The 26,454-nt window shown below is 68.1% G+C and carries 28 protein-coding genes and 1 pseudogene; 18 read left to right on the top strand and 11 right to left on the bottom strand.

Annotated elements, in window-relative coordinates:
* Position 1 precedes the first annotated feature (1 nt).
* The 9 genes from EV192_RS49645 to EV192_RS49605 all read left to right on the top strand — a co-directional run bounded on the left by EV192_RS49645 (position 2) and on the right by EV192_RS49605 (position 8,666).
* Complete coding sequence (locus tag EV192_RS49645; RefSeq protein WP_132125805.1) at positions 2–817, top strand: MlaE family ABC transporter permease; 816 nt, start codon at positions 2–4, stop codon at positions 815–817.
* Positions 814–2,121 carry an MCE family protein gene (locus EV192_RS49640; RefSeq protein ID WP_132125804.1) on the top strand — a complete coding sequence of 436 codons (1,308 nt, stop codon included), beginning with the start codon at positions 814–816 and terminating at the stop codon, positions 2,119–2,121. The genes EV192_RS49645 and EV192_RS49640 overlap by 4 nt, the downstream gene beginning before the upstream one ends.
* On the top strand, positions 2,118–3,149 hold the full coding sequence (locus tag EV192_RS49635; protein WP_424923451.1) for an MCE family protein: 1,032 nt from the start codon (positions 2,118–2,120) through the stop codon (positions 3,147–3,149). The genes EV192_RS49640 and EV192_RS49635 overlap by 4 nt, the downstream gene beginning before the upstream one ends.
* Complete coding sequence (locus tag EV192_RS49630) at positions 3,146–4,171, top strand: MCE family protein (RefSeq protein WP_132125803.1); 1,026 nt, start codon at positions 3,146–3,148, stop codon at positions 4,169–4,171. The genes EV192_RS49635 and EV192_RS49630 overlap by 4 nt, the downstream gene beginning before the upstream one ends.
* Complete coding sequence (locus tag EV192_RS49625) at positions 4,168–5,346, top strand: MCE family protein (protein WP_165961010.1); 1,179 nt, start codon at positions 4,168–4,170, stop codon at positions 5,344–5,346. Before EV192_RS49630 ends, EV192_RS49625 begins: the two co-directional genes overlap by 4 nt.
* Positions 5,343–6,503, top strand: a complete 1,161-nt coding sequence (locus EV192_RS49620; RefSeq protein ID WP_132125801.1) for an MCE family protein — start codon at positions 5,343–5,345, stop codon at positions 6,501–6,503. The genes EV192_RS49625 and EV192_RS49620 overlap by 4 nt, the downstream gene beginning before the upstream one ends.
* Positions 6,503–7,717 carry an MCE family protein gene (locus EV192_RS49615; protein WP_132125800.1) on the top strand — a complete coding sequence of 405 codons (1,215 nt, stop codon included), beginning with the start codon at positions 6,503–6,505 and terminating at the stop codon, positions 7,715–7,717. Before EV192_RS49620 ends, EV192_RS49615 begins: the two co-directional genes overlap by 1 nt.
* Positions 7,714–8,187, top strand: a complete 474-nt coding sequence (locus EV192_RS49610) for a hypothetical protein (protein WP_132125799.1) — start codon at positions 7,714–7,716, stop codon at positions 8,185–8,187. Before EV192_RS49615 ends, EV192_RS49610 begins: the two co-directional genes overlap by 4 nt.
* Positions 8,188–8,252: 65 nt before the next feature.
* Entirely contained in the window at positions 8,253–8,666 is a 414-nt protein-coding gene (locus EV192_RS49605) for a hypothetical protein (protein WP_132125798.1), read from the top strand.
* Positions 8,667–8,670: 4 nt separating this feature from the next.
* Here EV192_RS49605 and EV192_RS49600 read toward each other — a convergent pair whose 3' ends face one another.
* Genes EV192_RS49600 through EV192_RS49580 form a run of 5 tightly spaced genes read right to left on the bottom strand, consistent with a single transcriptional unit; the run spans position 8,671 to position 13,121 of the window.
* Positions 8,671–9,576 carry a LysR family transcriptional regulator gene (locus EV192_RS49600; protein ID WP_132125797.1) on the bottom strand — a complete coding sequence of 302 codons (906 nt, stop codon included), beginning with the start codon at positions 9,574–9,576 and terminating at the stop codon, positions 8,671–8,673.
* A 60-nt stretch (positions 9,577–9,636) separates the two neighbouring features.
* Complete coding sequence (locus EV192_RS49595; RefSeq protein WP_132125796.1) at positions 9,637–10,398, bottom strand: IclR family transcriptional regulator domain-containing protein; 762 nt, start codon at positions 10,396–10,398, stop codon at positions 9,637–9,639.
* The gene (locus EV192_RS49590) at positions 10,391–11,641 is read right to left on the bottom strand and encodes a class-II fumarase/aspartase family protein (RefSeq protein ID WP_132125795.1); all 1,251 of its coding nucleotides are present in this window, start codon (positions 11,639–11,641) and stop codon (positions 10,391–10,393) included. Before EV192_RS49590 ends, EV192_RS49595 begins: the two co-directional genes overlap by 8 nt.
* Positions 11,641–12,327, bottom strand: a complete 687-nt coding sequence (locus EV192_RS49585) for a CoA-transferase subunit beta (protein ID WP_132125794.1) — start codon at positions 12,325–12,327, stop codon at positions 11,641–11,643. Before EV192_RS49585 ends, EV192_RS49590 begins: the two co-directional genes overlap by 1 nt.
* Positions 12,324–13,121, bottom strand: a complete 798-nt coding sequence (locus tag EV192_RS49580; protein ID WP_132125793.1) for a CoA transferase subunit A — start codon at positions 13,119–13,121, stop codon at positions 12,324–12,326. Before EV192_RS49580 ends, EV192_RS49585 begins: the two co-directional genes overlap by 4 nt.
* 190 nt (positions 13,122–13,311) lie before the next feature.
* Here EV192_RS49580 and EV192_RS57060 point away from each other — a divergent pair, with 190 nt between their 5' ends.
* A complete protein-coding gene (locus EV192_RS57060; RefSeq protein WP_279496050.1) occupies positions 13,312–13,437 on the top strand; it encodes a hypothetical protein in 126 nt (41 codons plus the stop codon).
* A 52-nt stretch (positions 13,438–13,489) separates the two neighbouring features.
* On the top strand, positions 13,490–13,690 hold the full coding sequence (locus tag EV192_RS49575) for a hypothetical protein (RefSeq protein WP_132125792.1): 201 nt from the start codon (positions 13,490–13,492) through the stop codon (positions 13,688–13,690).
* A gap of 42 nt (positions 13,691–13,732) precedes the next feature.
* Here EV192_RS49575 and EV192_RS49570 read toward each other — a convergent pair whose 3' ends face one another.
* Positions 13,733–14,482, bottom strand: a complete 750-nt coding sequence (locus EV192_RS49570; RefSeq protein WP_132125791.1) for an IclR family transcriptional regulator — start codon at positions 14,480–14,482, stop codon at positions 13,733–13,735.
* Between the two features lie 71 nt (positions 14,483–14,553).
* Here EV192_RS49570 and EV192_RS49565 point away from each other — a divergent pair, with 71 nt between their 5' ends.
* Genes EV192_RS49565 through pcaG form a run of 3 tightly spaced genes read left to right on the top strand, consistent with a single transcriptional unit; the run spans position 14,554 to position 16,931 of the window.
* Positions 14,554–15,717, top strand: a complete 1,164-nt coding sequence (locus EV192_RS49565; protein ID WP_132125790.1) for a 4-hydroxybenzoate 3-monooxygenase — start codon at positions 14,554–14,556, stop codon at positions 15,715–15,717.
* A 9-nt stretch (positions 15,718–15,726) separates the two neighbouring features.
* Entirely contained in the window at positions 15,727–16,422 is a 696-nt protein-coding gene (gene pcaH / locus EV192_RS49560; protein WP_132125789.1) for a protocatechuate 3,4-dioxygenase subunit beta, read from the top strand.
* On the top strand, positions 16,419–16,931 hold the full coding sequence (gene pcaG / locus EV192_RS49555) for a protocatechuate 3,4-dioxygenase subunit alpha (protein ID WP_132125788.1): 513 nt from the start codon (positions 16,419–16,421) through the stop codon (positions 16,929–16,931). The genes pcaH and pcaG overlap by 4 nt, the downstream gene beginning before the upstream one ends.
* A 3-nt stretch (positions 16,932–16,934) precedes the next feature.
* Here pcaG and EV192_RS49550 read toward each other — a convergent pair whose 3' ends face one another.
* The 3 genes from EV192_RS49550 to EV192_RS49540 form a co-directional block, all read right to left on the bottom strand.
* Entirely contained in the window at positions 16,935–17,372 is a 438-nt protein-coding gene (locus tag EV192_RS49550) for an OsmC family peroxiredoxin (RefSeq protein WP_132125787.1), read from the bottom strand.
* Complete coding sequence (locus tag EV192_RS49545; RefSeq protein WP_132125786.1) at positions 17,372–17,842, bottom strand: MarR family winged helix-turn-helix transcriptional regulator; 471 nt, start codon at positions 17,840–17,842, stop codon at positions 17,372–17,374. Before EV192_RS49545 ends, EV192_RS49550 begins: the two co-directional genes overlap by 1 nt.
* A 117-nt stretch (positions 17,843–17,959) precedes the next feature.
* Positions 17,960–18,394 carry a VOC family protein gene (locus EV192_RS49540; RefSeq protein WP_243727572.1) on the bottom strand — a complete coding sequence of 145 codons (435 nt, stop codon included), beginning with the start codon at positions 18,392–18,394 and terminating at the stop codon, positions 17,960–17,962.
* Between the two features lie 325 nt (positions 18,395–18,719).
* On the opposite strand from EV192_RS49540, the gene lanKC reads away from it, so the two are divergent.
* The 4 genes and pseudogenes from lanKC to EV192_RS49520 all read left to right on the top strand — a co-directional run.
* Positions 18,720–21,290 (top strand): class III lanthionine synthetase LanKC, encoded by a 2,571-nt coding sequence (lanKC, locus tag EV192_RS49535; protein ID WP_132125785.1) that lies wholly within the window; start codon positions 18,720–18,722, stop codon positions 21,288–21,290.
* Positions 21,291–21,318: 28 nt separating this feature from the next.
* Positions 21,319–21,480 (top strand): SapB/AmfS family lanthipeptide, encoded by a 162-nt coding sequence (locus EV192_RS49530; RefSeq protein WP_132125784.1) that lies wholly within the window; start codon positions 21,319–21,321, stop codon positions 21,478–21,480.
* 72 nt (positions 21,481–21,552) lie between these two features.
* Positions 21,553–23,226 (top strand): ABC transporter ATP-binding protein, encoded by a 1,674-nt coding sequence (locus tag EV192_RS49525; RefSeq protein ID WP_132125783.1) that lies wholly within the window; start codon positions 21,553–21,555, stop codon positions 23,224–23,226.
* Positions 23,162–24,649 (top strand): annotated as a pseudogene (locus EV192_RS49520) (ATP-binding cassette domain-containing protein); the annotation flags it as partial. The gene EV192_RS49525 and the pseudogene EV192_RS49520, both read left to right, overlap by 65 nt.
* A gap of 225 nt (positions 24,650–24,874) precedes the next feature.
* Here the strand turns inward: EV192_RS49520 and EV192_RS55175 are convergent.
* Complete coding sequence (locus EV192_RS55175) at positions 24,875–25,543, bottom strand: LuxR C-terminal-related transcriptional regulator (protein WP_132125781.1); 669 nt, start codon at positions 25,541–25,543, stop codon at positions 24,875–24,877.
* A gap of 134 nt (positions 25,544–25,677) precedes the next feature.
* Positions 25,678–26,388: a tyrosine-protein phosphatase gene (locus tag EV192_RS49510; RefSeq protein ID WP_165961008.1), complete on the bottom strand. Its 711-nt coding sequence runs from the start codon at positions 26,386–26,388 to the stop codon at positions 25,678–25,680.
* Positions 26,389–26,454: the final 66 nt, after the last annotated feature.

The following is a 26,454-nucleotide window of genomic DNA, read 5'->3' as shown; positions in this document are numbered from 1 at the left end:
CATGAACGTTGTGGTTCGGCCGTTGACCGGCCTGGAGCGTCTCGGCCGCCAGCTCTCCTTCTACACCAGGGCGTTGCTGTGGGCGCCGCGCACGCTCACCCGGTACTCCAAGGAAGTCCTGCGGCTGCTCACCGAGGTCAGCTTCGGCACCGGCGCGTTGGCGGTCATCGGCGGGACGCTCGGCGTGATGATCGGCATGACGTTGTTCACCGGCACGATCGTCGGCCTGCAGGGGTACTCGTCGCTGAACCAGCTCGGCACGGGCGCGTTGACCGGGTTCCTGTCAGCGTACTTCAACACCCGTGAGGTGGCGCCGCTGTCCGCCGGGCTGGCGTTGTCGGCGACCGTCGGCTGTGGATTCACCGCGCAGCTCGGCGCGATGCGGATCTCCGAGGAGATCGACGCCCTGGAGACCATGGCCGTGCCGAGCATGCCGTACCTGGTGACTACTCGGGTCCTGGCCGGCTTCACCGCCGTGATCCCGCTGTACGCGGTTGGCCTGCTGTCGTCCTACCTGGCCTCCCGGGCGGTCACAGTCTACTTCTACGGCCAGTCCGCGGGCACGTACGACCACTACTTCCACCTGTTCCTGCCACCCGAGGACGTGCTCTGGTCGTTCCTCAAGGTGCTGGCGTTCAGTGTGATCGTGATTCTGACGCATTGTTACTACGGGTACACCGCCTCGGGTGGGCCGGCCGGGGTCGGGGTGGCCGTCGGCCGGGCGGTGCGGGCGTCCATCGTTCTGCTGTCCATCTTGGACTTCTTCCTCAGCCTGGCGATCTGGGGCTCGACCACCACGGTTCGGATAGCCGGATGATCGCGCGCCTGCGTTACCACCTGCTGGGACTGGTGTTCCTGGTGGTCATGGCGCTGTTCCTGTGGTTCACGATCGCGAGCTACCGCAAGGAGTTCACCCCGGTCTCGATGGTGACGCTGCAGACCGACCATGTGGGCAACCAGCTGAGCGTGGGCGCGGACGTGAAGATCCGCGGCATGGTCGTCGGTGAGGTCCGCTCGGTCCGGGCCATGGGCGACCACGCCGAACTGGACCTCGCGTTGCAGCCGGACAAAGTGGACGTGATTCCGGCCAACGTGTCCGCCCGGCTGCTGCCGAAGACGCTCTTCGGTGAACGGTACGTGGCGTTGCAGTTGCCCGCACAGCCCGACTCCCGCAGGCTCGTCGCGGGCTCGGTGATCCCGCAGGACTCGAGTTCGACCGCGATCGAGCTGGAACGGGTGCTGGACGACCTCATGCCCCTGCTCCAAGCGGTGCAGCCGGAGAAGCTCGCGACCACGTTGAACTCGTTGTCCCAGGCGTTGTCCGGTCGTGGCGAACAGCTCGGCAGGACGCTCGTGCAGCTCGACGACTACCTCAAACAGGTCAACCCGTCACTGCCCAACCTGGACGCGGACATCGCCGCGCTGGCCTCGGTGTCCAACACGTTCTCCCAGGCCGCGCCGGACGTGTTGCAGGCGCTGTCCGACCTGACCACGACCAGCAAGACCCTGGTGGACAAACAGGCCGACACGCTCAACCTGTTCGCGTCGCTCACCAACGCGTCCGTCGACCTGGACAACTTCCTGCAGGTCAACAAGGCGAACCTGATCAACTTGGTGGTCACGTCCAAGCCGACCCTGGACGTGCTGGCCAGGTACGCGCCCGAGTACCCGTGCATGCTCAAGCAGATCGCCGACCGGGTCCCGGCCGCCGAGGCGGCGTTCGGCAAGGGCCAGCCGCACCCGAACATGATGCGGGTGACCCTGGAGTTCACCGGGAACCGCGGCAAGTACCTGCCCGGTGTGGACACTCCCCGGTTCGACGACAAACGCGGCCCACGGTGCTACCAACAGGTGCAGTTGCCTGCCGTGTTCCCGCAGTACCCGCCGGGCGGGCCGGTCAAGGACGGCTCCACCAAGCCGCCACCGCCCAAGCAGACCGGCTCGACGTCGATCATCCCGGGCTCGACCTCTCCGCAGTCCGCCGCGAACACCCTGTCCGAGATGGACCTGGTGGGTGTCCTGGTCGCACCGGCCCTGGGCGTGACCCCGGACGAAGTGCCGACGTGGACCAGGTTCCTGCTCGCACCCGTCTACCGGGGAGCGGAGGTGACGGTCGATTGAGGAGTGTCACCGGCCCGGTCATCAAGATGGCGATCTTCGCGGTCGTCACGATCACGCTGACCGCGTTGCTGGGCGCGACCATCGCGAACAGCAACTTCGGCGGCACGTCCGGGTACCAGGCCCGGTTCACCGACGCGTCCGGCCTCAAGGTCGGCGACGACGTGCGGATCCTCGGTGTCAAGGTGGGCACGGTCGACCGACTGTCCGTTGTGGACGACCGAGTGGCCGAGGTGAGCTTCGACATCGACGCCGGCCGACGTCTTCCCAGTACGGCGACCGCCACGATCAGGTACCGGAATCTGGTGGGCCAGCGGTATCTCGCGATCGGCACGGGCGAGGGCTCGACCGCGTTGCTTGACCCAGGTGGAACCATCCCGGTGGAACGCACCACGCCGGCGTTGAACCTGACCGTTCTGTTCAACGGTTTCAAGCCGTTGTTCCAGGCGCTGCAACCGGACGACGTCAACAAGCTGGCGTTCGAGATCATCCAGGTGTTGCAGGGCGAAGGCGGTACGGTCGACGCCATCCTCCAGCACACGGCGACGCTGACCTCGACGATCGCCGGCAAGGACAAGGTGATCGGCGACCTGGTCGACAACCTCAACAGCGTGCTCGACACGGTGAACGGCCGCAGCGGTGCGGTCAACGACCTGGTCGTCAGCCTGCAGCAACTCGTCTCCGGGCTCTCGGCCGACCGGAAACCCATCGGGGACGCCATCTCCGCTCTCGGCGGGCTCACCGACGTGACCGCCGGGTTGCTCGACCAGGCCCGACCGGCACTGAAGGCCGACATCGCCGCGTTGGGGCCGTTGGCGGAGAACCTGAACAAGCAGGAGCCGTTGCTCGACGGGATGCTGAAGGGCCTGGAGAACCGGGCCGACACGTTCACCAGGGCGGTCAGCTACGGCAGCTGGCTCAACTTCTACCTGTGCCGGATGTCCGGAACCGTGGGGATTTCCGCGTTGAACGTGCAGGTACCGTTCCTGCCGGTGCCGTCGACCCAGATGCCGGCGAGGTGCGGCCAGTGAAAAGGCTCAAGGACCGCAATCAAACGGCCGTCGGCGGCTTCACGCTGCTGCTGGTGACGCTGGTGACGCTGGCCGTGTTCTTCGCCGACGACCTGCCCATCATCGGGTCGGGCACCACGTACTCGGCGTACTTCAGCGAGGCCGGCGGGCTCGCGGACGGCAACGAGGTGCAGGTCGCCGGCGTCAAGGTCGGCAAGGTGTCCACAGTGGATCTCGCCGGCGACCAGGTGCGGATCCGGTTCAAGATCCAGGACGTCCGGCTGGGCGACCAGACCAAGGCCGCGATCGGCATCAAGACCCTGCTGGGGGAGAAGTACCTGGCGCTCGAACCGGCCGGGACCGCCGCCCAGAACCCGAACGTGCCCATCCCGCGCACCCGGACGTCGTCGCCGTTCGACATCACCACGGCCATCAGCCAGCTGAGCACCACGGTCAACGACATCGACACCCAGCAGCTCGCGGACAGCTTCAAGGTCGTCGCGGACACGTTCAAGGACACGCCGGAGCACATGCGGTCCGCGCTGGCCGGGCTTTCGGCGTTGTCCAAGACCGTGTCCAGCAGGGACGCGCAGCTGGCTCATCTGTTGAGCAACACCAGCCAGGTGTCCAGGACCTTGGCCGGTCGCAACGACGAGATCACCAAGCTCATCAACGACGGCAACCAGCTGCTGGCCGAGATCCAGAAGCGCAAGGACGCGATCTCCCGGCTGCTGAAAGGCACCCAGGACCTAGCGGCCCAGTTGCGTGGGCTGGTCGCGGACAACAAAGCGCAGCTGCAACCGGTGTTGCAGCAACTCGACAAGGTGACGTCCCTGCTGCAACGCAACCAGGACAACCTGAGCCGCGGGCTGGCCGCGCTGGCGCCGTTCGTGCGGATCTCCACCAACACCACCGGCAACGGCCGCTGGTTCGAGGGCTACCTGTGCGGGCTGCTGCCGCCGTACATCAACCTCGGCTCACCGCAGACCACCATCAACCCGGACGGATGCCTGCCGCCACTGACTCCAGGGGGTGGCCATTGACCATCAAGTCGCACACCCAGCTCAACGCGGTCCGCACGGTCGTCATCGCGTGCGTTCTCGGGTTGCTGCTGGCCACCGGGCTCTGGTGGGCGCTGCGGACGCCGACCGGGCTTCGGGTCACCGCGTACTTCGACCGGACGGTCGGCGTCTACTCCGGCTCCGCGGTCCGGGTGCTCGGTGTCCCGGTCGGGCAGATCACCGCCGTGCAGCCCGAGGGTGACCAGGTCAAGGTCGACATGATCCTGGACTCCGACGTGCGGGTCCCGGCCGACGCGCAGGCGGTCATCGTCGCGCCGAGCCTGGTCAGCGACCGGTACGTCCAGCTCACCCCGGCGTACACAAGCGGCCAGGAGATGGCGTCCGGCACGGTCCTGCAGCGGGCGCGGACCGCGTCGCCGGTCGAGTTGGACGACCTGTACGCGAGCGTGAACAAGCTGACGACCCAGCTAGGCCCGAACGGTGCCAACAAGAACGGGGCCGTGTCGGATCTCCTGAACTCGCTTGCAGGCACGTTGAAGGGCAACGGCCAGAACCTGCATGACACCGTGCGCCAGTTGGCGGACGCCGCCGCGACCTTGTCGAACTCCCGCGAGGACCTGTTCTCGACCGTGGACAGCCTCGGCAAGTTCACCCAGGCCCTGGCCAACAGCGACAACGCGGTGCACGAGTTCTATGGCCGGCTCGGCGACGTCAGCACGTTCCTCGCCGACGACCGGCAGGACGTGGCGAACGCGTTGAGTTCCCTCGCGGTCGCGTTGGGCGAGGTGCGGGACTTCGTCGGCCAGAACAAGGACCTGCTGGCCGACAACGTGCAGAAGCTCACCGGTGTGACCAAGGCGCTCGTGGACCAGCGGGCCGCGTTGGCCGAGATCCTGGACGTGGCCCCGGTCGGTGCCACCAACCTGATCAACTCCTACGACGCGGCGTCCGGCAGCATCGGTGTCCGCGCGGACATCAACGAGCTCACGAATCCGCCGATCCTGATGGTCTGCAAGCTGATCGCCCAGTCCGCGCCCAAAGGCGTCCCGCAGACCCTGAACGACATCTGCAACCAGCTCGCGCCCGTGCTGGACGGGACGTTGAAGCTGCCGTCCGTCGCGGACACGTTGGCCGCGCTGCAACAGGGAAAGCTGCCGCCGCTGCCGGTGCCGTTGCTGGATGTGATGTCCCGATGAGGCGGCTCGTCATCGCTCTGGTCCTGCTGCTGTCCGGGTGCAGTGTGGGTGGCTTCGGCGGGCTGTACAACACGCCTTTGCCCGGCGGGGCCGACGTCGGCGACCACCCGTTCGCGGTGACGGCCCAGTTCGGGGACGTGCTCGACCTGGTGCCGCAGGCGAGTGTGAAGGTCAACGACGTGTCCGTCGGCCGGGTGGCCAAGATCGACCTGACCCCGGACAACAAGATGGTCCTGGTCAGCATGGTGATCAACGGGTCGGTCACGTTGCCCGCCAACAGTGGCGCCGAGTTGCGCCAGTCCAGCCTGCTCGGCGAGAAGTACGTTCAACTGCGTTCGCCGGTCGGTGAACAGCCGCAGGGCCGGCTCGCTGAGGGCGCTGTGGTGCCGTTGAGCCGGACCAACCGCAACCCGGAGGTCGAAGAGGTCCTCGGCGCGTTGTCGATGCTGCTCAACGGCGGTGGTGTCGGACAGTTGCACGACATCGTCACCGAGATGAACAAGGCGTTGTCCGGCAACGAGACCCAGGTCAGGTCGCTGCTGTCCAATGTGAACACGCTGGTCGCGAACCTGGACGGCCAGCGGGACAACATCGTCCGCGCGATCGACGGGCTGAACAAGCTGTCCGGGACGCTCACCCAGCAGACCGGGAACCTGACCAACGCGCTGGACAACCTCGCGCCCGGCCTCAAGGTGCTGGAGAGTCAACGCGGCCAGCTCGTGGACATGCTGCAGGCGTTGGACAAGCTGGCCGGGACCGCGACGGACGTGGTGAACCGCAGCCGCAACGACCTGGTCGCGGACTTGAAGCTGCTCCAGCCGACGCTGCAGAAGCTGGTGGAGGCCGGGGACAGTCTCCCGGTCGCCTTGGAGTACCTCGTCACGTACCCGTATCCGTCGTACGCGGTGAACGCGGTCCGCGGCGACTACTTCAACGTGGACGCCAAGCTGAGTCTCGACTTCAGCGAGATCCTGGGCAACCTGAGCAACTCTGGCCAGACCATTCTGGCGCCGCCCGGAAAGCCTTATGGGAACAACAACGGGCTGGTTCCGTTGCCGATCCCGATCGCGCCGGCCAACGTTCCGCAGAACCCGGCGCCGTCGATTGACCAGTCGCCGTTGGGTGGGCTGCTCGGGCTCCTGTTGGGAGGCAAGTGATGCTCACCAGGGGAGTGCGGGTCCGGGTCGTGGCGTTCGTGGTGATCGCGGTCGTCGCGGTGGTCTACGCCGGTGCTCGGTACGCGGGTCTGGATCGCTTGTTCGGCGCTTCCGGATACATCGTTACCGTTCAGCTGCCTGATTCCGGGGGCATCTTCACGAACGCGGAGGTGACGTATCGCGGGGTGACCGTCGGCCGGGTCGGGCAGTTGCACCTGGCCCAGGACGGGGTGGACGTCGACCTGCAGATGGACTCGTCGGGGCCGTCGATCCCGGCGTCGACCCGGGCGGTGGTGGCGAACCGGTCGGCGATCGGCGAGCAGTACGTGGATCTCCAGCCGACATCGCCCGCCGGGCCTTATCTCGTGGGTGGTTCGGTGATCCCCCGTGACCGGACCGCGATCCCGCCGGCCGCCGACACTGTGCTGTCCAATCTGGACGGTTTTGTGCGCGGGGTGCCGACTGAGTCGTTGCGGACCGTGGTCGACGAGCTGAACACCGCGTTCGCTGGGGCCGGCCCGGACCTGCAGCGACTGCTTGACGCCACCGGCCAGTTCACCGCGACCGCCGCCCAGCACGTGCCGCAGACCGCTGACTTGCTGCGGACGGGCCGGACCGTGTTGGAGCGCCAGCAGGCGGACGCCCAGAAGCTCCTGGACTTCAGCGCGGGCCTGGCCAAGCTGGCCGCGCAGTTGAAGACGTCCGACCCGGACCTGCGCAAGCTCATCGACGTGACCCCGCAGGTGGCCAACCAGGTCGTCGACATCCTGCGGGAGTCCGGGCCGGACCTGGGTGTGGTGTTCGCGAACCTGTTGACCACCACGACGATCACCACCTCGCGGACGTCGGCGATCGAGCAGTTCATGGTGGCCTACCCGGTGATCTCGGCGTTCACCCCGAGCACCGCGCCGGACGGCACCGGACATCTGGGCATCATGCTGAACTTCTTCGACCCGCCGCCGTGCACGAGGGGCTACGAGGGGACAAAGCAGCGCAGCGCCAGCCAAGTCGACCCGGCGCCGGTGAACCGCAACGCCTACTGCGCCGAGCCGCCGAACAGTCCGATCGGCGTGCGTGGTTCCCAGAACGCCCCCTTCGCCGGCATGCCGAAACAGGTGGCCCCACCACCGCCGCAGGCGCCGGGCGTGATCGGCCTCAGTTCGGGCAACCCGGTCCTGCACACCATGGGCCAACTCCTGGGGCTGCCGCAATGATCGTCCGGGTGCTCGCCGTGCTGGCGGTGTTGTCCATCGTGGCGGCGGGCGTCACCGGCTGGCGCTGGTGGCACTCGGACACCGCCGACCTGGCCAAGGTCCGGGATGCGGTCCTGCAGGACGGCCAGCGGTACGCCATCGACCTGAACACGGTCGACTACCGGAACCCGGACTTCACCCGATGGCGCAACGCAGCCACAGGCCCCCTGCTGGATCGCCTGACACGTAACCAGGACGCGGACAAAGCCAACGCGACGAGCACGAAAACCATTGCCACAGCGCGAGTCGTGACCGCAGCCGTCACGAACCTGAACACCCACACCGGAACCGCGAACATGATCGCGGCCATGGAAGTCTCACTGTCCCTGAACGGCGGCTCGCCGACCCCCACTGTCAGCCGCCTGGACATGGACCTCACCAAGACCCCGGACGGCTGGAAAGTCAGCGCCTTGGAAGCGGTGGGCACGTGAAAGGGACCATGGCCGGAATCTTGGCGGGCATAACGGTCCTGTGCACAGTCGCCTCAATCTGGTTCATGGTCTCCAGAGCGCCCGACCCCGACAACACGGCCCTGGTCGACGCGAACACCACCAAAACAGTCACCGACCAGGTAGGCCGGGCAATAAGAACCATCTTCTCCTACGACCCCACCCAACTCGACCAAACCGCCGCCGAAGCCGGAAAAGTCCTGACCGGCCAAGCGATGACCCAGTACAACGCCCTCTTCAACGCCGCCAAGGACCACGCCCTCACCACCCACCAGGTCCTCACCACAGCAGTCCGTTCCATCGGAGTAACCACGCTGCGCAACGACACAGCCAAACTTCTTGTGTTCGTGGACCGCCAGGTGGTGACCGGCGACCAACACCAGTCCGCGGTGGCCCAACTCCTGGTCACCGCGACACAATCCGGCGACTCCTGGAAGATCGCGGATATTCAGGTGTTCTAGGGTTTCAGGGCGGGTTGTTGTCCGGGCCCAGGGTGTGGATGGTTTCGCGGAGCCAGCGGTGGGCCGGGTCGTTCTCGGACCGGGGATGCCAGGCCTGGCTCACTCGCGTGACCGGGAGGGGGTCTGGTGTTCGGATGGGGCACAGGCCCATTCGCTTTGCCGCGTGTTTGGCGAAGGTGGCCATGAAGAGGCAGATCACGTCCGACTCGAACAGGAGATGGGCGGCTGTGGTGGCGGTGGGGGTGATCGCGACGACTTTTCGGTGCAGGCCGTGGGTGGCGAGAAGGTCGTCGTAGGGGCCGGTGGAGCGGCCGCGGCGGGAGATCGCGACGTAGGGGTGTGCTACCAGGCGTTGCCAGGTGACCGGGCCGTGGGTGAGGGGGTGGTTGGGGGCGACCACGGGGACCCAGGGTTCCTGCCAGAGGGGTTGTACGGTGATTTCCGGACCGAGGTCGTCGATCACCCCGATGTCCAGGTCGATCGAGCCGTCCCGCAGTGGTTGGATGTCGTCGTCGCCTTCGGGGGCGAACCGGAGTCGGATCCCGGGCGCGGCTGAGCTCACTTGGGCGAGCAGTGGCCCGCCGAGAACGCTGGTCCAGCCGTCGTTGGCGCGGACTGTGAACCTTCGGTCCACAGTGGAGAGATCCAGGCCCTGCGAGGTGGTCAGCAGAGCGCGGGCCTGTTCCACGATGGCGCCGACCTGAGGCGCCAGCGACAGGGCGAGCGGTGTCGGAACTAGGCCCCGGCCGGCGCGGACCAAGAGCGGATCATCCAACGTCCTACGGAGACGGCCGAGGGCTCGGCTGGTCGCGGGGGCCGACATGTGCAGCTTCTCGGCCGCGGCCGTGACACTGCCCGCACGCAACAAAGCGTCGAGGACCGTGAGCAGGTTCAGGTCGAGGTCGGTCATGGATGTCGATCTTAGTGGGGATTTCACCCACAGCCATGGTCACATGAGCCGGACGGTTGATCACGTCGACGGGGAGCCGAGGTCGGCGGAGATGGCCGCCGCGGCCGCCAGCAGCGGTGCCAGCACCTCGGCCGTGACCTGGTCGGCGCTGCCCCGGCTGACATGGGTCGAGACGTTCACCGCGGCGCTGACGCGGCCGTCCGGGCCGTGGATCGGCGCGGCGACCGACCGCAGGCCGTGCTCCAGCTCCTCGTCGACAAGGGCCCACCCCTGGTGGCGGGCTCTCGCCACCTCCGCCTTGAGCTCGGCCGGGTCGGTGATCGTCCGGTCCGTCCGGGCGCCCGGCGGGTTCGCCGCGAGGAACGAGTCAAGCCAGGCGTCGTCCCGGCCGGCGAGCAGGACCCGGCCCATGGAGGTCGCGTGCGCCGGGAACCGGGTCCCGACGCTGATCATGACCGTCATGATCCGCCTGGTGGGGACGCGGGCGACGTACACGATGTCCGGTCCGTCCAAAACGGACACCGAGCACGACTCGTTCACGTCGGCGACCAGCTTCGCCAGGTGCGGCCGGGCGACCTCGGGCAGGCCGAGCGCGGACAGGTAGGCGAAGCCCAGTTCGAGGACCTTCGGCCGCAGCGCGAACAGCCGCCCGTCGGTCCGCATGTACCCCAGGTCCACGAGGGTGTGCAGGAACCGCCGGGCCGCGGCCCGGCTGAGCCCGGTGAGCCGGGCGACTTCACTGAGAGTCAGCTCCGGGCGCTCGGCGTCGAACGCCCGGATCACCGCGAGGCCACGTTCCAGCGACTGCACGAAGTCACTCATATCGGTACCGCAGCACCCGCTCGACGAACTCGTTGGCGACTCCGACGTACTCGGCCGGATCCAGTGCCCTGTCAATGTCCTCTTCGGACAGGTTGATGCGCCGGTCGGCGATCAGGCACGCACGGAACGACTGGCCGGACTCGGCGGCCCGCCGCACGATCTCGGCCACCACCTCGGGTTGGCCTGTCCTGGCCACCACGGCCTCGGCCATCACCAGCCCGTTCGTGAGCTCCAGGTTGACACGCATACGTTCCTTGTCCACCTGCAGCCCGTCGAGCAGATCCCGGGTACGCGCCGCGGCGCCGCCGACGAGCCGCAACAGAGACGTGAGCGTCTCCCACTCGGCATGCCAGGCGCCGGTCGCGCGCTCGTTCTCCTGCGGCATCGCGGCGAGCATGGTGGCCACGAGTCCAGGCACCTGCCGGACCGCGGCTGTGATGAGCACCGACCGGGTCGGGTTCTGCTTGTGCGGCAGGGTCGACGAACCACCGCCTGTGGCCTCCCGCACCTCGTCGATCTCGGTCTGTGCCAACAAGGTCACGTCCAACGCGATCTTGCCGAGCACACCGGCCAGCACGCCAAGCGCGGCGGCCAACTCGGCCAGCCTGGTCCGGTCGGTGTGCCAGGGGATGACTGGCTCGGTCAGACCCACCTTGACTGCGAACCACTCGGAGACCTTGGTGTCGCCAATCATCGCGAGCGTGCCGACCGCGCCGCCCAGTTGGGCGTCCAGCCTGACCCGCCGTACATTGTGGACGGCGCGGTACAGGGCGGTCGCCCATCCGGCGCACTTCAGGCCGAACGTGACCGGCGACGCCTGCTGCCCCAGCGTGCGGCCGATCATGACGGTGTCGCGGTGGTCGCCCGCGAGCAGCAGGCACTTGTGCATGGCAGCGTCGACATCGGCGGTCATCGGGACGAGCGCCCGGCTGGCGACCAGGGCCGCGGCCGTGTCCATGATGTCCTGGCTGGTCGCTCCGAAGTGGACGTATCGCGCGTGCTCCGGAACTCGTTCCCGCAGCAACTTTACCAGCGGCACAACGGGATTGCCCGCCGCGATCGCCCGCCTCCCGAGCTCAGCCGGGTCGATGCCGTCGATCGTGCAGTGCCGCTTGATCTCCTCCGCCGTTTCGACGGGGATGTGGCCGGCCTGCGCCAGTGCGGACACCAACGCCTTCTCCGCGTCCAGCATCGCCTGCAGCCAGGCAGTGTCGTCGAGCTTGCCGAACAACTCGTCGAACATCACTTCAGCCCACGCAACGCGGCCAGTTCGTCCTCGGTCGGCGGCTCGGTCCGGGTCAGGTCCGGCGAGACCCGCAACGGCCAGCCGGTCGCCGCGACCGCCTGCTCGGCCTCGACACCGGGATGGACCTGGGTCAACGTGAACTCGCCGGTATCGTCCGGACGCAGCACCCCGAGGTCCGTGATGATCATGCTGGGCCGGCCAGCGGACGTGATGAAGTCCAGCCGTTCGGCGAACGCCCGCCTGCTCTGCCGGACGACGATCACGACATCCCGGCAGGCCGTGGCGATCTCCGGCGCGCCACCCGCGCCCGGCAGCCGGACCTTCGGGTCACGGTAGTCGCCGATCACGGTCGTGTTGATGTTCCCGAACCGGTCGAGCTGCGCGGCGCCAAGGAAGCCGACGTCGATCCGGCCGGGTTGCAGCCAGTAGTTGAACACCTCCGGCACGCTCACCACGGTGTCCGCGGTCTCCGCGAGGATCCCGTCGCCAATGGACAGTGGCAGCCGGTCGGGCTTCGCGCCGATGCACCCGGACTCGTAGATCAGCACCAGGTCAGGCGCGTGCGTCGCGCGGGCGAGGTTCGCCGCGGCGCTCGGCAACCCGATGCCCACGAAACACGACGTGCCGTCCCGCAGCGCGCGAGCCGCGGCGACGGTCATCATCTCGTCGGTGCTCCAGCTCATCGGATCTCCTCCAGCCACCGCCCGAACGACTCGCGGTCCCGGCTGATGGTGTCCCATTCCTGGTAGAACTCGTTGTCCCGGATGTAATAGTCATGCGCGTACGACGGATGCGCACCACGAGGGGCTTCCGCGACCATCGTGACCACCCAGCCGGGTAGCGTGACCGCGCCTACTCGCGGCTCGAGTTCGTCCACGATCTCCTCGACCGTCACCAACGACCGGCTGGCCGCGAGCACAGCCTCCTTCTGGATCCCGGTGATGCCCCAGAGCTGCACGTTTCCTTTTCGGTCTGCCCGTTGCGCGTGCACGATCGTCACGTCCGGGCGCAGCGCGGGCACGGCCGTGAGGACCTCGCCGGTGAAGGGGCACGTGACCGGCCGGATCGTGTCGGTGTGTTTCGGCAGGTCCGTACCGGTGTATCCGCGCATGACGGCGAACGGCAGCCCGGAGGCGCCGGCGACGTAACGGTTCGCCATGCCGGCGTGACTGTGCTCCTCGATCTCCAGTGGCACAGGCCATGCGTGCTGCACGGCGTCCCGGAACCGGTGCAGCGACCCGACACCGGGGTTGCCACCCCACGAGAAGACGAGCTTGCGCGCGCATCCGGCCCCGATGAGCTGGTCGTAGATCAGATCCGGGGTCATCCGCACCAACGTGAGGTCCCTGCGGCCCTGCCGGATGATCTCGTGTCCGGCGGCGAACGGGATGAGGTGCGTGAACCCCTCCAGAGCGACCACATCGCCGTCGTGCACCAGTTCGCCGACGGCCTCCGCCAGCCCGGTGATCCTCGCCATCCGTCCTCCTGTTCGCTCTGCGAACACATGTCCGTATCTCGAACACTATTTCAGGATGAACCGTGAGTGGCAAATGCGACGTAGCTCACTCGGATACCCCGGAATGAAAACGCGCTGTCTTACGTCATATGGGTGACAGGTGCGTCCCACGGGGGAACGAGTGCGCACGCTGTGTGAAGGGAGAGGGGCCATGACGATGAATGTCACGGTTGGGGAGACACCGATCTTCGACGAGTTGCGCGCGGCGCTCGGCCAGTTGGACATCGAGGACCTGATCGGCCACGCGGAAATCGCCGAAGACGCACAAGATCTGTAGACCAACGGCGTGTCTGCGGGGCAGACGCGGCAAAGTGTTGTAGCAAGGCTGGATGGCCCACGAATGCCATCTCTGCAGCCGCGGGATCGACCACTGCCACGGCACCCTGGTCCGGCACGGCGACGGAACCGGTGAGTGCGCCGAGCCACTGTGTGACGACCACCACGAGGACCAGCACGAGCTGGTAGTGGACTGCTGGCAGCTCACCGGCGGCTGCGGCTGCACGCACACCGAGGTAGCCGCCGCCTCCTGACGCACGACACGCCGTCCGGGAACGCGCGACACGGCTTCGGGATCAGGAGTGGGTGGGGCGCCAGCCCATGGCTCGGGAGATTCCGTGGCCGGCCGCTCGGACCACCGGGATCAGGGTTCGGGAGTCGGTCTCCACCGGGACCACGATGGAGAGGGCCGCGATCACCCCGTTGTTCGCGTCCCGGATCGGTGCCGCTATCGATTTCGTGATCATTTCCAGTTGGCGGTCGCTCACTACGTAGCCGTCCCGTCGGGCCGCCGCGAGCGCTTCACGCAACCGCGTCGTGGTCGTGATCGTCATTTCGGTGTACCGCTCCAGCGGCGCCGCGAACACCCTTTCCCGGACGTCCGGGTCCGCGTGGGCCAGCAGGACCAGGCCGACTCCGGTGGCGTGCAAGGGCATTCGGCTGCCGACCCGGGTCAGGATGTTCACCGCGCCGCGCGCGGAGATCCGCTCCACGTACACCACTTCCAGGCCGTCGCGGACCGCGAGCTGCACGTTCTGCCTGGTCGCCTCGTAGAGGTCCTCCAGGAACGGCATGGCGCGCTCGCGGAGGCTCAGGCTGCCCGGCGACAACGACCCGATCTCCAGCAGACGCAGGCCGATCCGGTACCGGCCGTCCGCGCCTCTGGTCAGGCCGCCCCAGGTGATGAGCTCGGCGACCAGCCGGTGGGTCGTGCTCAACGGCAGGTGGGCGGCGGCGCTGAGCTCGGAGAGGCTCAGGGCCGGCCGGCTCGCGGTGAAACTGTCCAGCAGGCGGAACACCCGGCTGGCCACGGACTGCGACGTCATTACCCAAGTGTGCCTTCCGTTGAGTGGAAATCGGGGTCGCTGACATGGTCGTTTTCGACCAGTCTGCGGATATGCGCACCCAGGTCGCCATCGTCGGGGCAGGCCCGGCGGGGCTGCTGCTGTCCCACCTGCTCTGGTTGGACGGGATCGACTCGGTCGTGCTGGAGACCCGCGACCGGGCGTACGTCGAGCGGCGGGTACGGGCCGGCGTGTGCGAGGCACCGACCGTCGACCTGCTGCGCGAAGTCGGGCTGGCCGACCGGCTGGACCGTGAAGGACTGCCCCACCACGGGATCTTCCTGCGATTCGACAACGAGAACCACCGCGTCCCGCTGACCGACCTGACCGGCCGCACGCTCACGGTCTACGGCCAGCAGGAGATCGTGAAGGACATGATCGCGGCGCGGCTGGCCGCCGGCGGCGACATCCGGTTCTCAGTGAGCGACGTCGTCCTGCACGACCTGACCGACGAGCAACCGAGCGTCACGTTCCGGGACGCCGACGGGGTCTCGCACGAGGTGCGTTGTGACGTCATCGCCGGGTGCGACGGTTTCCACGGGGTCAGCCGCGGATCCGTTCCAGAAGGGACACTGCACACCTACGACCACGTGTACCCGTTCGCGTGGTTGGGAATCCTCGCCAAGGCGCCGCCGTCCAACGAGGAGCTGATCTACTGCCACAGCTCGCGAGGGTTCGCCTTGCACAGCATGCGTTCGCCGGACCTGACCCGGTTGTACCTCCAGGTGGACCCGGATGACGTGATCGCCGACTGGCCGGACGCGCGGGTGTGGGACGAACTGCACCAGCGGTTCGGGTTCGCGCTGCACGAAGGTCCTGTGGTGGACCGGCTGCTGGCGCCGATGCGTTCGTTCGTGGTCGAGCCGATGCGGTACGGGCGCCTGTTCCTGGCCGGGGACGCGGCCCACATCGTCCCGCCGACCGGGGCGAAGGGCATGAACCTGGCGGTCGCGGACGTGCGGGTGCTGTCCCGGGCGTTGGCCGCGTTGCTGCACTCCGGCCGGACCGACCTGGTCGAGTCCTATTCGGACACTTGCCTGCGCCGGGTGTGGCGGGCCGAGCACTTCTCGTATTTCATGACGACCATGCTGCACCGCGCGCCTGGCGCGGACCCGTTCCAGCAACGGCTCCAACTGTCCCAGTTGCGGTACACCGTCTCGTCGACCGCCGCGGCGACCAGTCTCGCCGAGAACTACGTCGGTCTGCCCTTCGCCTAGGAGGAACCGTTGTACCGCAAAGACCCCGAAGACACCCATCCACCGCTGGACTTCCCGGCGTACGGTTCGACGAAACTGCGCCACCCGAAGCAACCGCTTGTTCTGTTGCCGCAGAAGCTGACCGAGATCACCGGCCCGCTGCTGGGTCCGGGCCGGATCGGGCCGCAGGACAACGACCTGACGCTGCGGGAACCCCAGGGGCAGCGGATCATCGTGCACGGTCGCGTGCTGGACGGCGACGGCCGGCCGGTGCCGGACTCGCTGGTGGAGATCTGGCAGGCCAACGCGGGCGGCCGGTACAAACACGTCGAGGACCGGTGGCCCAGCCCGGTCGACCCCAACTTCGACGGCGTCGGCCGCGCGCTCACCGACGCGGACGGCAACTACACGTTCACCACGATCAAACCCGGCGCGTACCCGTGGCGTAACCACGACAACGCCTGGCGGCCCGCGCACATCCACTTCTCACTGTTCGGCCAGTCGTTCACGCAACGGCTCGTCACCCAGATGTACTTCCCGGACGACCCCCTGTTCGGCCAGGACCCGATCTTCAACTCGGTGCCCGACCCGGCCGCCCGCGCCCGCATGGTCGCCACGTTCGACCTGTCCCGGACCATGCCGAACTGGGCGCTGGCCTTCTCGTTCGACATCGTCCTGCGCGGCCGGGACGCCACCCCGTTCGAAGAAGAGGAAGAGGACGAATGAGCACCCCGTCGCAGACGGTCGGCCCGTTCCTGTCCATCGGCCTGCCCTGGCCGGACGGACCGACCGTGGTCCCGGTCGGCACCGAGGGCGCCATCATGATCACCGGCACGGTCTACGACGGCGCCGGCGCGCCCGTCCCGGACGCCATGATCGAGACCTGGCAGGCCGACCCGGACGGCCGGTTCGCCCACCCGGACTCCCCGGAGCGCACGGACTTCCGCGGTTTCGGCCGGTGCCCGACGGACACCGACGGGGCCTACTGGATCCTGACCCTGCCGCCGGGCGCCCTGCCCGGCCAGGCACCGCACATCGACGTGTCAGTGTTCGCCCGCGGCCTGCTGAACCGGGTGGTCACCCGAATCTACTTCTCGTCCACAGTGGACGACCCGGTGCTGGCGGGTGTGCCGGCGGACCGCCGGCACACCATCATCGCCACACCCGTCCAGGACGGCTACCGGTTCGACATCCGGCTGCAGGGGCCGGAAGAGACGGTCTTCTTCGACGTCTGACGGTTACTTGGTGAGCGAGGCGTCCAACGTGATCGTGGTGCCGCTCAGCGCCTTGGTCACCGGGCAGGTGCGTTCGGCGGTCGCCGCCAGTTCGACGAACTTCTCCTCGTCCAGGCCGTCGACCACCGCGGACAGCGTGATCGCGATACCGCTGAGGCGGAACCCGCCGGCCGGGTCCGGGCCGAGGGTGACCTCCGCGCTCACGTCGATCGACGTGGCGGTGTAGCCGGCCGACTCGAGGGTGCCGGACAGGTTCATCGCCAGGCAGGAGGAGTGCGCGGCGGCGATCAGTTCCTCCGGGCTGGTCTGGCCGTCCGGGTTGCCGGCGCGGGTCGGGAAGGACACGTCGAACTGGCCCGCGTTGGACGAGTCCAGGGTGACGTGGCCGGTCCCCTTCTGCAGGCCGCCTTCCCAGTGGGTGGTGGCGTCGCGGCTGGGCATCAGTGTTCTCCTTCGGTGGCAGTGTTGGCCGTGTGCTGGGCGGACCTGGTGACCGCGCGCAACGTTTCGATCAGCGCGATCCGGGCCTCGTCGTCGAGGCCCAGCGCGCACCCGATCGCCCGGGGGATGTGCACGGCACGCGACCGCAGCGCGATCCCCTCCGGGGTCAGGCTGATCACGACAGTCCGCTCGTCGTCGGGTGTGCGTTGCCTGGTCACCAATCCCCGCGTCTCAAGTCGTTTGAGCAGCGGGGAAACGGTCCCGTAGTCAAGCTGAAGCGCCGACGCGATCTCCTTGACCGGCCGCGCGTCCCGTTCCCACAGCACCAGGAGGACCAGATACTGGGGGTACGTGATGTCGAGCTCGGCGAGAAGCGGTCGGTAGACATCCGTGACAGCCCTCGACGCGGCGTACAAAGCGAAGCACGCCTGCTGCTCCAGGAGGAGGTAGTCGGTGTCACGCGCTGTCATGACATGAACCATAGCGCACAATTACATCGTGCACAAGGTATCGCATGTTCGGACAGGGCGACGCGACCGATCCGGCGTTGTGGGGTGGCGCCATCGACGACGAGCGGTACGCGCTGATCAGTCGGTATTGAGGGGGAACACGCAGAACTCGTTGCCTTCCGGGTCCAGGAGGGTCAGCCAGTGGTCGTGTTCGGCCGAGACGGTGGCGCCGAGGGCGAGGATGGGTTCGTGGTCGCCGTCGATGTCCAGGTGCACCCGGTTCTTGACCACTTTGGACTCGGGGACGAGCTGGAACCAGATGCGTGGCCCACCCGAGCCAGGTACCAGGGCGACGGTGGGGTCGTCTTCAGGGGAGTCGATTCCCTCGCCGCGGAGGCGCTCCAGTTCGGCCTCGTCGTAGGGCGCGATTTCGTAGTCGTCGAGGATCGCGGCCCAGAACCGGGCCAGGGAGGCTGGGTGTCGGCTGTCGATGATGATGTCGCGGAGCGTGGCCACCGCGCCATTGTGGCCGAAGTCGACCATTCCTCGTTCACGTTTTTCGACGACCAGCATCAATGGTGCTGGATTAGACCATTGACGTGGTTGCGCTGGTCGGATACAGGGCGCTGGAGGTAACCGGTCGTACGCGCCGCCAGACTTTCACTCACCGGGGTTTCGCGCTCCGTGGGCTGGTCCTGCGTGACAAGGGGCTGGGCACCACGGGGGGCTTTGGTGACCAGCCCCTTCGTCAAAAGGGGCATCGCACTCGATGATCGGGGCGTTACACGCCGGAGCCAACGTGTGTGAAGAACGCACCAGTAGCCGGTGACATGCGCGTTCATGAGTAATGACGGAACTCACTATCGATACGGAGGTGCCCTAACAAGTATTGGTCGTCATGAACGAGGAGTACGAGGGCTACACCATGGCCGACGCGTCGTTCTACGACGCGATGCACTCCGAGCGGACTGCCGGCGAGTCCTTCGCCGCGGTCGAGCGGCCACTGCCGGACACCTGGACGAAGCACGAGCAGGACGACTGGTTCGTGATCAACCCGGGCACCCCCGGACTCCCGTTGCAAGGCTGGAAGATCCACGCTTCGGCGACCCAGGACAACGCCGCCGAGGTGATCGAGACCGTCTGGGACTACTGCGTCCCGCGGGGCATCGAGTTCAAGTTCCTCCGGTCCAAGAAGGCACTGCTGGCCCGGGTCTCCAAGTACGCGCCGCGCGGCTTCAGCGGCAAGCTCGTGACCATCTACCCGAAGGACGACACCCAGTGCGAGCAGATCCTCACCGAACTGGGCGAGCTGCTCGACGGTGAACCCAGCCCGTACATCCTCAGCGACCTGAGATGGGGCAAGGGCCCGTTGTTCGTCCGCTATGGCGCCTTCGCCAGCCGGTACACCGTGGACGAGAGCGGCGAACTGGTCGACGCGATCGCCGACCCGGACGGCAACCTGGTGATGGACCGTCGCGCGCCGGTGTTCCACACGCCGCCGTGGGTGACCCTGCCGGGCTTCCTCGAACCGCACCTGGCCGCGCGCAACGCGGTGTCGATCGAGAACGTGCCGTACACGTTCGACCGGCCCATCCACTTCTCCAACGGCGGCGGCATCTACGTCGGCACGGACAAGCGGACCGGCAAGGAGGTCGTGCTCAAGGAGGCGCGCCCGCACTCGGGCCTGGACGCCTGGGGGCACGACGCGGTGCGCCGGCTGGAACGGGAGCACAACGTGCTGCGCCGGCTGGCCGGTATCCCCGGTATTCCCGAGGTCTACGACCTGTTCTGGGTCGGCGAGCACCGGTTCGTGGCGATGGAGTACATCGAGGGGACCGTGCTGTCCAAGGCGATCGTGGGGCGCTACCCGCTGATCAAACCGTCCCAGGACGAGGACGACCTGGCCTCCTTCACCGACTGGGCGGTCGACGTCCACCGCCAGGTGGCGGAGACCATCGACGCCGTGCATGAGCGCGGGATCGTCTACGGTGACCTGCACCTGTTCAACATCGTGGTGCGCGACGACGGTTCGACCGTGCTGCTGGACTTCGAGGTCGCGGCGCCGGTCGAGGAGGCCGGCCGGCCGGGCCTGGGCAACCAGGGGTTCGCCTCGCGCACCATGGCCGGTTTCGACGTCGACAACTACGCGTTGGCGTGCCTGCGGTTGGCGCTGTTCCTGCCGATGACGAACCTGCTGGGCCTGCACCGGGTCAAGGCCCGGCACTTCGCCCAGATCATCACCGACCACTTCCCGGTGGCCACCGAGTTCCTGGCCAAGGGTGTCGACGTGATCGTCCCGCCGGGCACGCCGGCGCTGCCGAACCCGCAGACCGAACGGACCCACTGGTCACTGCTCCGGGACGACCTCGCCCGAGCGATCGTCGCGAGCGCGACGCCACAACGGACGGACCGGCTGTTCCCCGGCGATCCGCAGCAGTTCGGCAAAGCCGGCCACGGCCTGTCGTACGGCGCCGCCGGGGTCCTCTACGCCCTGTCCGTCACCGGCGCCGGCCGCTATGAGCAGTACGAGGAATGGCTTCTGCACCAGGCAGCGAACCCGCCCGGCGGGATCCGGCTCGGCCTGTACGACGGCCTGCACGGCGTCGCGTTCACCCTGGACCACCTGGGCTACCGCCAGCAGGCACTGGACACAGTGGACATCTGCTTGCGGGAGAACTGGCTGGAGCTGGGCCCGGACCTGGCCGGTGGGCTGGCCGGTGTCGGCCTCAACCTGCTGCACCTCGCGGACCGCACCGGCGAGCCCGCGCTGCGGGTGGCCGCGCACAAGGCGGCCGGGATCCTCGCGGAACGGCCGGACGACGCGGACGACTCGGGCATCAGCGGCGGCCAACACCCGTATGCCGGGCTGATGCGTGGCCGCGCGGGCCAGGCCCTGCTGCTCATCCGGACCTACGACGACACCGGCGACGTCGCCTACCTGGACGCGGCGGCACGAGCGCTGCGCCAGGACCTGACCAGGACGTACCTGCGGAGCAACGGTGTCGTCGAGGTCAGCGAGGGGTGGCGGACCATGCCGTACCTCGCCACCGGCAGCGTGGGCATCGGTATGGTGCTGGACGAGTACCTGGCGCGCCGGCACGACGAGCAGTTCGCCGAGACCAACCAGGGCATCGCGCTGGCCGCCGAGTCCACAATGTACATCCTGCCCGGCCTGACGATGGGCCGCGCCGGGATCCTGGCCTACCTCGTTGGCCGGCTGCCGTCCGACCACCCGCTGGTGGTCAAGCAGATCCGCAACTTGGCCTGGCACGCGCTGCCCTACAAGGACGGCATGGCCTTCCCGGGCACCGCCCTGCTTCGCCTTTCGATGGACCTGGCCACCGGCACCGCCGGTGTGCTGCTTGCCCTGGGCATGGCGTTGCACCACGAGCCAGTCCACATGCCGTTGCTCGCGCCGACGCGCCGCACGGCCCCCCAGACGCCCGCGCCGACCGGCACGGGTTCGTAGTAAACCCCCGACACTCTAGGAGAAGACGATGTCACTTCTCGACCTGCAGGGCATGGAGAACACCGCTCCTTCGCACGGCGACAGCGGCGGCGGCCACGGAAGCTCCGGCTCCGGCCACAGCTGCCCGAGCGACCTGAGCCTGACCCTGTGCAACGGCACGAGTGACCTGAGCCTGCTGCTCTGCCACTGAGTCTGAGCTAGGCGTGGCCCCGGGACGACTGAGCCTCGCCCCGGGGTCACGCCCTCCATCATAGGAGCTTCGGTGAGGACCGCGTCGGCAACAACGTTCGGCGAGATCGTGCGGCACAGCGGCCGTTGGCTGCCCGTCATCGGGTTGTCCGCGGTAGTGGGCACCTTGACGGCGCTCGCGCTGCCCACGGTGTTCGGACGAGCCGTCGACGCGATCGTCGCGGGCTCCGGAACTACGCAGTGGCTGGTGTTGTCCGGGGCACTGATCGCGGTCGGTGTCGTGGTCAACCTGGTTTCCACGTTCACAGGCACCGCGTGTGTGGCAGGCACGACAGCGTGGCTGCGCAACCGACTGGTTCGGCACCTGCTCGCGGTGGGGCCGAAGAGCCGGTTCGACACGGGCGACCTGGTGACCCGGGTATCCGGGAACGCGGTGGACGCCGCTCAGGCGGGTCCAGCGGTGGTGACCGTGTGGACGTCCCTGGTGCCTCCTGTCGGCAGCCTGGTCCTCCTCACGGTCATCGACCCGTGGCTGGCAGTGGCGTTCCTGGCCGGCACCGCCCTGGTCGCGGTCGTGCTGCGGCTGTTCACCAAGCGAACAGCCGCGGTCATCAGCACGTACCAGAAGGTCCAGGGCAGGATCGCGGCTCGGCTGACCGAGTCGCTCGCCGGCGCGCGAACCATAGCCGCGGCTGGCACGGTGCACGACGAGAAACGCCGTGTCCTGCGTGAGCTGCCTGAACTGCATGAGCAGGGCCAGCGGAGCTGGCAGGTGTTGTCGACGTCGGTCGCGCAGGGCGGCATCGCGGGTCCACTTGTGACAGTCGCGGTCCTGGGCACCGGCGGGATCGCCATGCTGACCGGCCGGATCACCCCGGGCGACCTGTTCGCCGCGGCGCGGTACGCCGTGATGGGCGCCGGACTCGGCAGCCTGACCGGCGTGTTCAGCCGGTTGGCCCGGTCGAAGGCGGCCGCCGGCCGAGCCAGTGAGGTGCTCGCGGCGCGGCCGTCGACGTACGGCGACGCCCGGCTCCCGGTGGGGCCGGGACAGCTTGAGATCAAGGACGTGATCGTCCACAGTGGTGATTCGACCCTGTTGGACCAGGTGAGCCTGACCGTGCCGGGCGGTGCCGCGGTCGCCGTGGTCGGCCGGTCCGGGGCGGGGAAGTCGGTGCTGGCCGCGGTCGCCGCCCGACTCAGGGAACCCGACAGCGGATCGGTGCTGCTCGACGGCGTCCCGCTGTCCTCTTTGGAGCATGACGAACTGCGCCGGGCCGTCGGGTGTGCCTTCGAACGGCCGGTCCTGGTCGGCGGGACGGTGGCCGACGCGATCGGGATGGGACGTGCCGGCAACGTCCGGGACGCGGCCGAGGCGACCCACGCGCACGAGTTCGTGTCACGACTTCCGTTGGGATACAACACACCTTTGGGGGAGGCGCCGATGTCCGGCGGTGAGGCGCAGCGACTCGGGCTGGCCCGCGCGTGGCAGGCCGCGCGCCTGCTCGTGCTGGACGACGCCACATCGAGCCTGGACATGGTCACCGAGATGCAGATCAGCCAGACGCTGACGGACGACCACGGCCACCGCACCCGGCTGATCGTGACCCACCGGGTGGCCACCGCGGCCCGCGCGGATCTGGTGGTGTGGATGGAATCAGGCCAGGTCAGAGCGGTGGCGCCGCATGCCGCGCTGTGGCGACAGCCGGAGTACCGCTCGGTGTTCGGGGAGTCCAACTGTGCGGCGTGAGATTCGGTACGGGGTCAACGCCCTGCGTGGGCGGTCTGCGTGGGCGCTCGCCGTGTGGTCGTTCCCGGAGGCGTTGCCGGCCGCCGTCTCCGGCTTGGCCGTGGGCAACGCCGTGGACGGGTTTCTCGCCGGCCGGGCCGCCGTCGGGTTCTCCTGGCTGGCCGGGCTGATGCTGGCCTCGGTGGTCGGGGCGACCGCGTCCCGGCAGGTCTTCCGCCGGCTGGGCGCGATCGTCGAGCCGTTCCGGGACGAACTGGTGCGGCGGGTCGTCGGCGGGGCGTTGTCCCGGGCGGCCGCCGAACGGCCGGACGACGGCGCGTTGGCCCGGTTGACCCGTCAGGTGGAGGTGGTCCGGGACACGTACGCCGGGATCATCGTGGTGCTGCGCGGGTTCGTCGTCACGGTCGTCGGTGTGGTCGTCGGGATGTTGTCGCTGGCGCCCGTCGTCGTCCTGTTGATCATGCCGCCGTTCCTGCTGGGGTTCGCGGGTTTCGTCGCCACGTTGGGGATCTCCGCGGCCCGGCAACGGGCCTCGGTGCTGGCGGACGAGCGGCTCGCGGGCACCGCCGGGTCGGTGCTCGCCGGAGCGCGGGATGTGGTGGCGTGCGGTGCCGAGGAGCACGCGGCCGCCATGGTCGCTGGCCCGATCGAGGATCAGGCGAACGCGGAACGCGCGTTGGCGAAGGTCGCCGCGCTGCGGACGCTGTGCTTCGCCGTGGGTGGCTGGGCTCCGTTGGTGATCCTGCTGGTCGCCGGGCCGTGGCTGGTGGGCAACGGGTTGACCGCCGGCGCGATCATGGGTGGGTTGACGTATGTCCTTTCCGGACTTCAGTCGGCGTTGCAGGGCGTGATCTCCGGCATCGGCGGCAGCGGCCTGCGGTACGTCATCACGCTGGGGCGAATCCTGGACGAGACGTCGTCGCAGCCGGTCGCCGCGTTGCCCGGCGGCCGACCGGTCGGGTACGACCTCGTGCTGCGGGATGTCACGTTCGCGTACGGACCGCATGCCGAACCGGTGCTGCGGGAGCTCGATCTCACGGTCGCCGCCGGCGACCATCTCGCCGTGGTGGGGCCGAGCGGCATCGGCAAGTCCACGCTGGCCAGCCTGATCTGCGGGCTGCGGACACCGAACTCGGGCACCGTCCGGCTGGGCGGCGTCCCGGCCCGTGACGTCGCCCCCTCGGCGCGGGTGCTGATCCCGCAGGAGGCGTACGTCTTCGCCGGAACATTCCACGAGAACGTGACGTACCTGAATCCGAATGCCCGCCAGGTCGAGATAGACCAGGCGGTCCAGGCGATCGGGGCCGCGGACCTGGTCACCCGGATCGGGGACAAGGTCGAGCCCGGTGAGCTGTCCGCCGGGGAGCGGCAGCTGATCGCGTTGGTCCGGGCCTACCTGTCACCGGCCCAGCTGGTCGTGTTGGACGAGGCCACCTGCCACCTCGATCCGGTGGCCGAGCGACAGGCCGAGGAGGCGTTCGCGCGACGGGCGGGGACGCTGGTCGTCATCGCTCACCGGATCAGCTCGGCGCGCCGTTCCGAGCGGATCCTGGTGCTCGACGGGGTCAGCGCGGCCGTCGGCGATCACGCCGCGCTGATGGCGACGTCACCGCTGTACCGCGATCTCTGGGGCCACTGGAGCGGTTCATCACAGCCACCCGGCCTCGCGGACGATCCGGATGGCGTCGATTCGGGTCCGGGCGCAGGTCTTGTTCATCACCTTGGACAGGTAGTTGCGCACGGTCCCCTTGGACAACGACAGCCGGGAGGCGATCTCCGGTCCGGAGGCGCCGTCGGCGGCTAGTCGGAGTACCTGCAGTTCCCTTGGGGTGAACGGATTCGGGCCGGCGGACAGCGCCGCGACCGCGAGGTTGACGTCCACCACCTGAGAACCCTTGGCCACGCCACGGATGGCGTGCAGCAGCCGCTCGGCCGACGTGTGCTTGTCCACCACACCCAGCACTTCCGCGGTGAGGACCTGCTGCACCAGGCCGGGTGGTTTGGCGGCGGCCAGCGCGACCACGCGGGTGGCCGGCATCTGGTCCCGAAGGTCGTACACGAGTTTCAGGCCGCGGGAGCCGGGTTGGTCGATGTCGATCACCGCAATGGCCGGCCGGAGCCGGGAAGCCACGGCCACCACGTTGTCATCGCATTTCAGATCGGCGACCACCTCCATGTCTTGTTGGTCGGACAACAGCGTTACCAACGCGTCGCGCAACAGGTCCATGTCCACGACGAGCAGAACGCTGATCAACCTCGGCTCACCTACTACCGGCTTTCCGTACGCCTCCGGGCTCATCTGCGGCCCTGCCGACATTCTTCCCTCCCTCGGGCGCCCCTGGGCGAGCACCCCACGCCATCCCTAGATAGGGGTTGGGCAGATGGCCGTTACCCAGCGGGCGGACGACCGGAACCCGGCTCATACGAACGGAGTAGCCCGATAGGGGAAGATCAGATCAGTCGCGCACGCAGAGAGTCGATGTCCTCGCTGGTCAAACCCGCGTTGCGGAGGTATTTCACGGGATCGAGTCCGGCCACGGCGGACAGAATCGACTCGCGGGCAGTGGTATTCTCGGCGGCGATCAAGCGTTCGATCGTCGCGGTCTGGTCGTCGAGGTTCAGTTCAGCCCACGCCGGCCGCAGCCGGTCGGCGCTCAACCCGTGGTCGGCCGCGATCTCCTCGGGTTCGACGTCCACCAGTGCGAGCAGGATCAATGCGATCAGCCCGGTGCGGTCCCGCCCGGCGGCACAGTGGAACAGCACGCCGCCCGGCTCGGCGCGGGCGACAGCCGTGCAGATCTCGCCGATCCGCTCCGGGAAGCGGTCCAGAAACGCCTGGTAGTACAGGGGTGTGCCGGACAACATGGTGCCGTTCCAGTGGTCCCAGAACTCCCGGTCGGTCTCGTCGTCCATAACGATGTTCAGCGACGTGATGTCCTCGGCCCGGCCGTCCGGCTTGACCTCGTACGCCCCGCGCAGGTCGATGACCGTGCGGATGCCGAGACCGTGCACCCTGGCCCAGGCGGCCTCGGTCAGCCGCTCCGGGTTGTCGGAGCGAAACGTTGTGCCCCACCGTGTTTCGCCGCCGCCTCGGCGTTTGAGCCCGCCGAGGTCGCGTGCGTTGTAGCAGCCTTCCCAGTCCTGGTGCCGTTCAGCCGTCATGGTGTTCATGATGTCCGAGCCGCCGGAATGGTTGCTTCTGTCTCAAAATTGCGTAATATGGTTACA

The sequence above is a fragment of the Actinocrispum wychmicini genome, assembly GCF_004345645.1.
GTDB lineage: Bacteria > Actinomycetota > Actinomycetes > Mycobacteriales > Pseudonocardiaceae > Kibdelosporangium > Kibdelosporangium wychmicini.
Note: the sequence above shows the minus strand (reverse complement) of the source record. Positions and strands in the feature narration are given on the sequence as shown.

What these genes read in the sequence shown, in the direction of transcription:
- EV192_RS49645 (WP_132125805.1), top strand. Translation starts at nt 2, where the DNA reads ATGAACGTTGTGGTTCGGCCGTTGACCGGCCTGGAGCGTCTCGGCCGC.
- EV192_RS49640 (WP_132125804.1), top strand. Translation starts at nt 814, where the DNA reads ATGATCGCGCGCCTGCGTTACCACCTGCTGGGACTGGTGTTCCTGGTG.
- EV192_RS49620 (WP_132125801.1), top strand. Translation starts at nt 5,343, where the DNA reads ATGAGGCGGCTCGTCATCGCTCTGGTCCTGCTGCTGTCCGGGTGCAGT.
- EV192_RS49615 (WP_132125800.1), top strand. Translation starts at nt 6,503, where the DNA reads ATGCTCACCAGGGGAGTGCGGGTCCGGGTCGTGGCGTTCGTGGTGATC.
- EV192_RS49610 (WP_132125799.1), top strand. Translation starts at nt 7,714, where the DNA reads ATGATCGTCCGGGTGCTCGCCGTGCTGGCGGTGTTGTCCATCGTGGCG.
- EV192_RS49605 (WP_132125798.1), top strand. Translation starts at nt 8,253, where the DNA reads ATGGTCTCCAGAGCGCCCGACCCCGACAACACGGCCCTGGTCGACGCG.
- EV192_RS49600 (WP_132125797.1), bottom strand. Translation starts at nt 9,576, where the DNA reads ATGACCGACCTCGACCTGAACCTGCTCACGGTCCTCGACGCTTTGTTG.
- EV192_RS49595 (WP_132125796.1), bottom strand. Translation starts at nt 10,398, where the DNA reads ATGAGTGACTTCGTGCAGTCGCTGGAACGTGGCCTCGCGGTGATCCGG.
- EV192_RS49590 (WP_132125795.1), bottom strand. Translation starts at nt 11,641, where the DNA reads ATGTTCGACGAGTTGTTCGGCAAGCTCGACGACACTGCCTGGCTGCAG.
- EV192_RS49585 (WP_132125794.1), bottom strand. Translation starts at nt 12,327, where the DNA reads ATGAGCTGGAGCACCGACGAGATGATGACCGTCGCCGCGGCTCGCGCG.
- EV192_RS49580 (WP_132125793.1), bottom strand. Translation starts at nt 13,121, where the DNA reads ATGGCGAGGATCACCGGGCTGGCGGAGGCCGTCGGCGAACTGGTGCAC.
- EV192_RS57060 (WP_279496050.1), top strand. Translation starts at nt 13,312, where the DNA reads ATGACGATGAATGTCACGGTTGGGGAGACACCGATCTTCGACGAGTTG.
- EV192_RS49575 (WP_132125792.1), top strand. Translation starts at nt 13,490, where the DNA reads ATGGCCCACGAATGCCATCTCTGCAGCCGCGGGATCGACCACTGCCAC.
- EV192_RS49570 (WP_132125791.1), bottom strand. Translation starts at nt 14,482, where the DNA reads ATGACGTCGCAGTCCGTGGCCAGCCGGGTGTTCCGCCTGCTGGACAGT.
- EV192_RS49565 (WP_132125790.1), top strand. Translation starts at nt 14,554, where the DNA reads ATGCGCACCCAGGTCGCCATCGTCGGGGCAGGCCCGGCGGGGCTGCTG.
- pcaG (WP_132125788.1), top strand. Translation starts at nt 16,419, where the DNA reads ATGAGCACCCCGTCGCAGACGGTCGGCCCGTTCCTGTCCATCGGCCTG.
- EV192_RS49550 (WP_132125787.1), bottom strand. Translation starts at nt 17,372, where the DNA reads ATGCCCAGCCGCGACGCCACCACCCACTGGGAAGGCGGCCTGCAGAAG.
- EV192_RS49545 (WP_132125786.1), bottom strand. Translation starts at nt 17,842, where the DNA reads ATGACAGCGCGTGACACCGACTACCTCCTCCTGGAGCAGCAGGCGTGC.
- EV192_RS49540 (WP_243727572.1), bottom strand. Translation starts at nt 18,394, where the DNA reads ATGCTGGTCGTCGAAAAACGTGAACGAGGAATGGTCGACTTCGGCCAC.
- lanKC (WP_132125785.1), top strand. Translation starts at nt 18,720, where the DNA reads ATGAACGAGGAGTACGAGGGCTACACCATGGCCGACGCGTCGTTCTAC.
- EV192_RS49530 (WP_132125784.1), top strand. Translation starts at nt 21,319, where the DNA reads ATGTCACTTCTCGACCTGCAGGGCATGGAGAACACCGCTCCTTCGCAC.
- EV192_RS55175 (WP_132125781.1), bottom strand. Translation starts at nt 25,543, where the DNA reads ATGTCGGCAGGGCCGCAGATGAGCCCGGAGGCGTACGGAAAGCCGGTA.
- EV192_RS49510 (WP_165961008.1), bottom strand. Translation starts at nt 26,388, where the DNA reads ATGACGGCTGAACGGCACCAGGACTGGGAAGGCTGCTACAACGCACGC.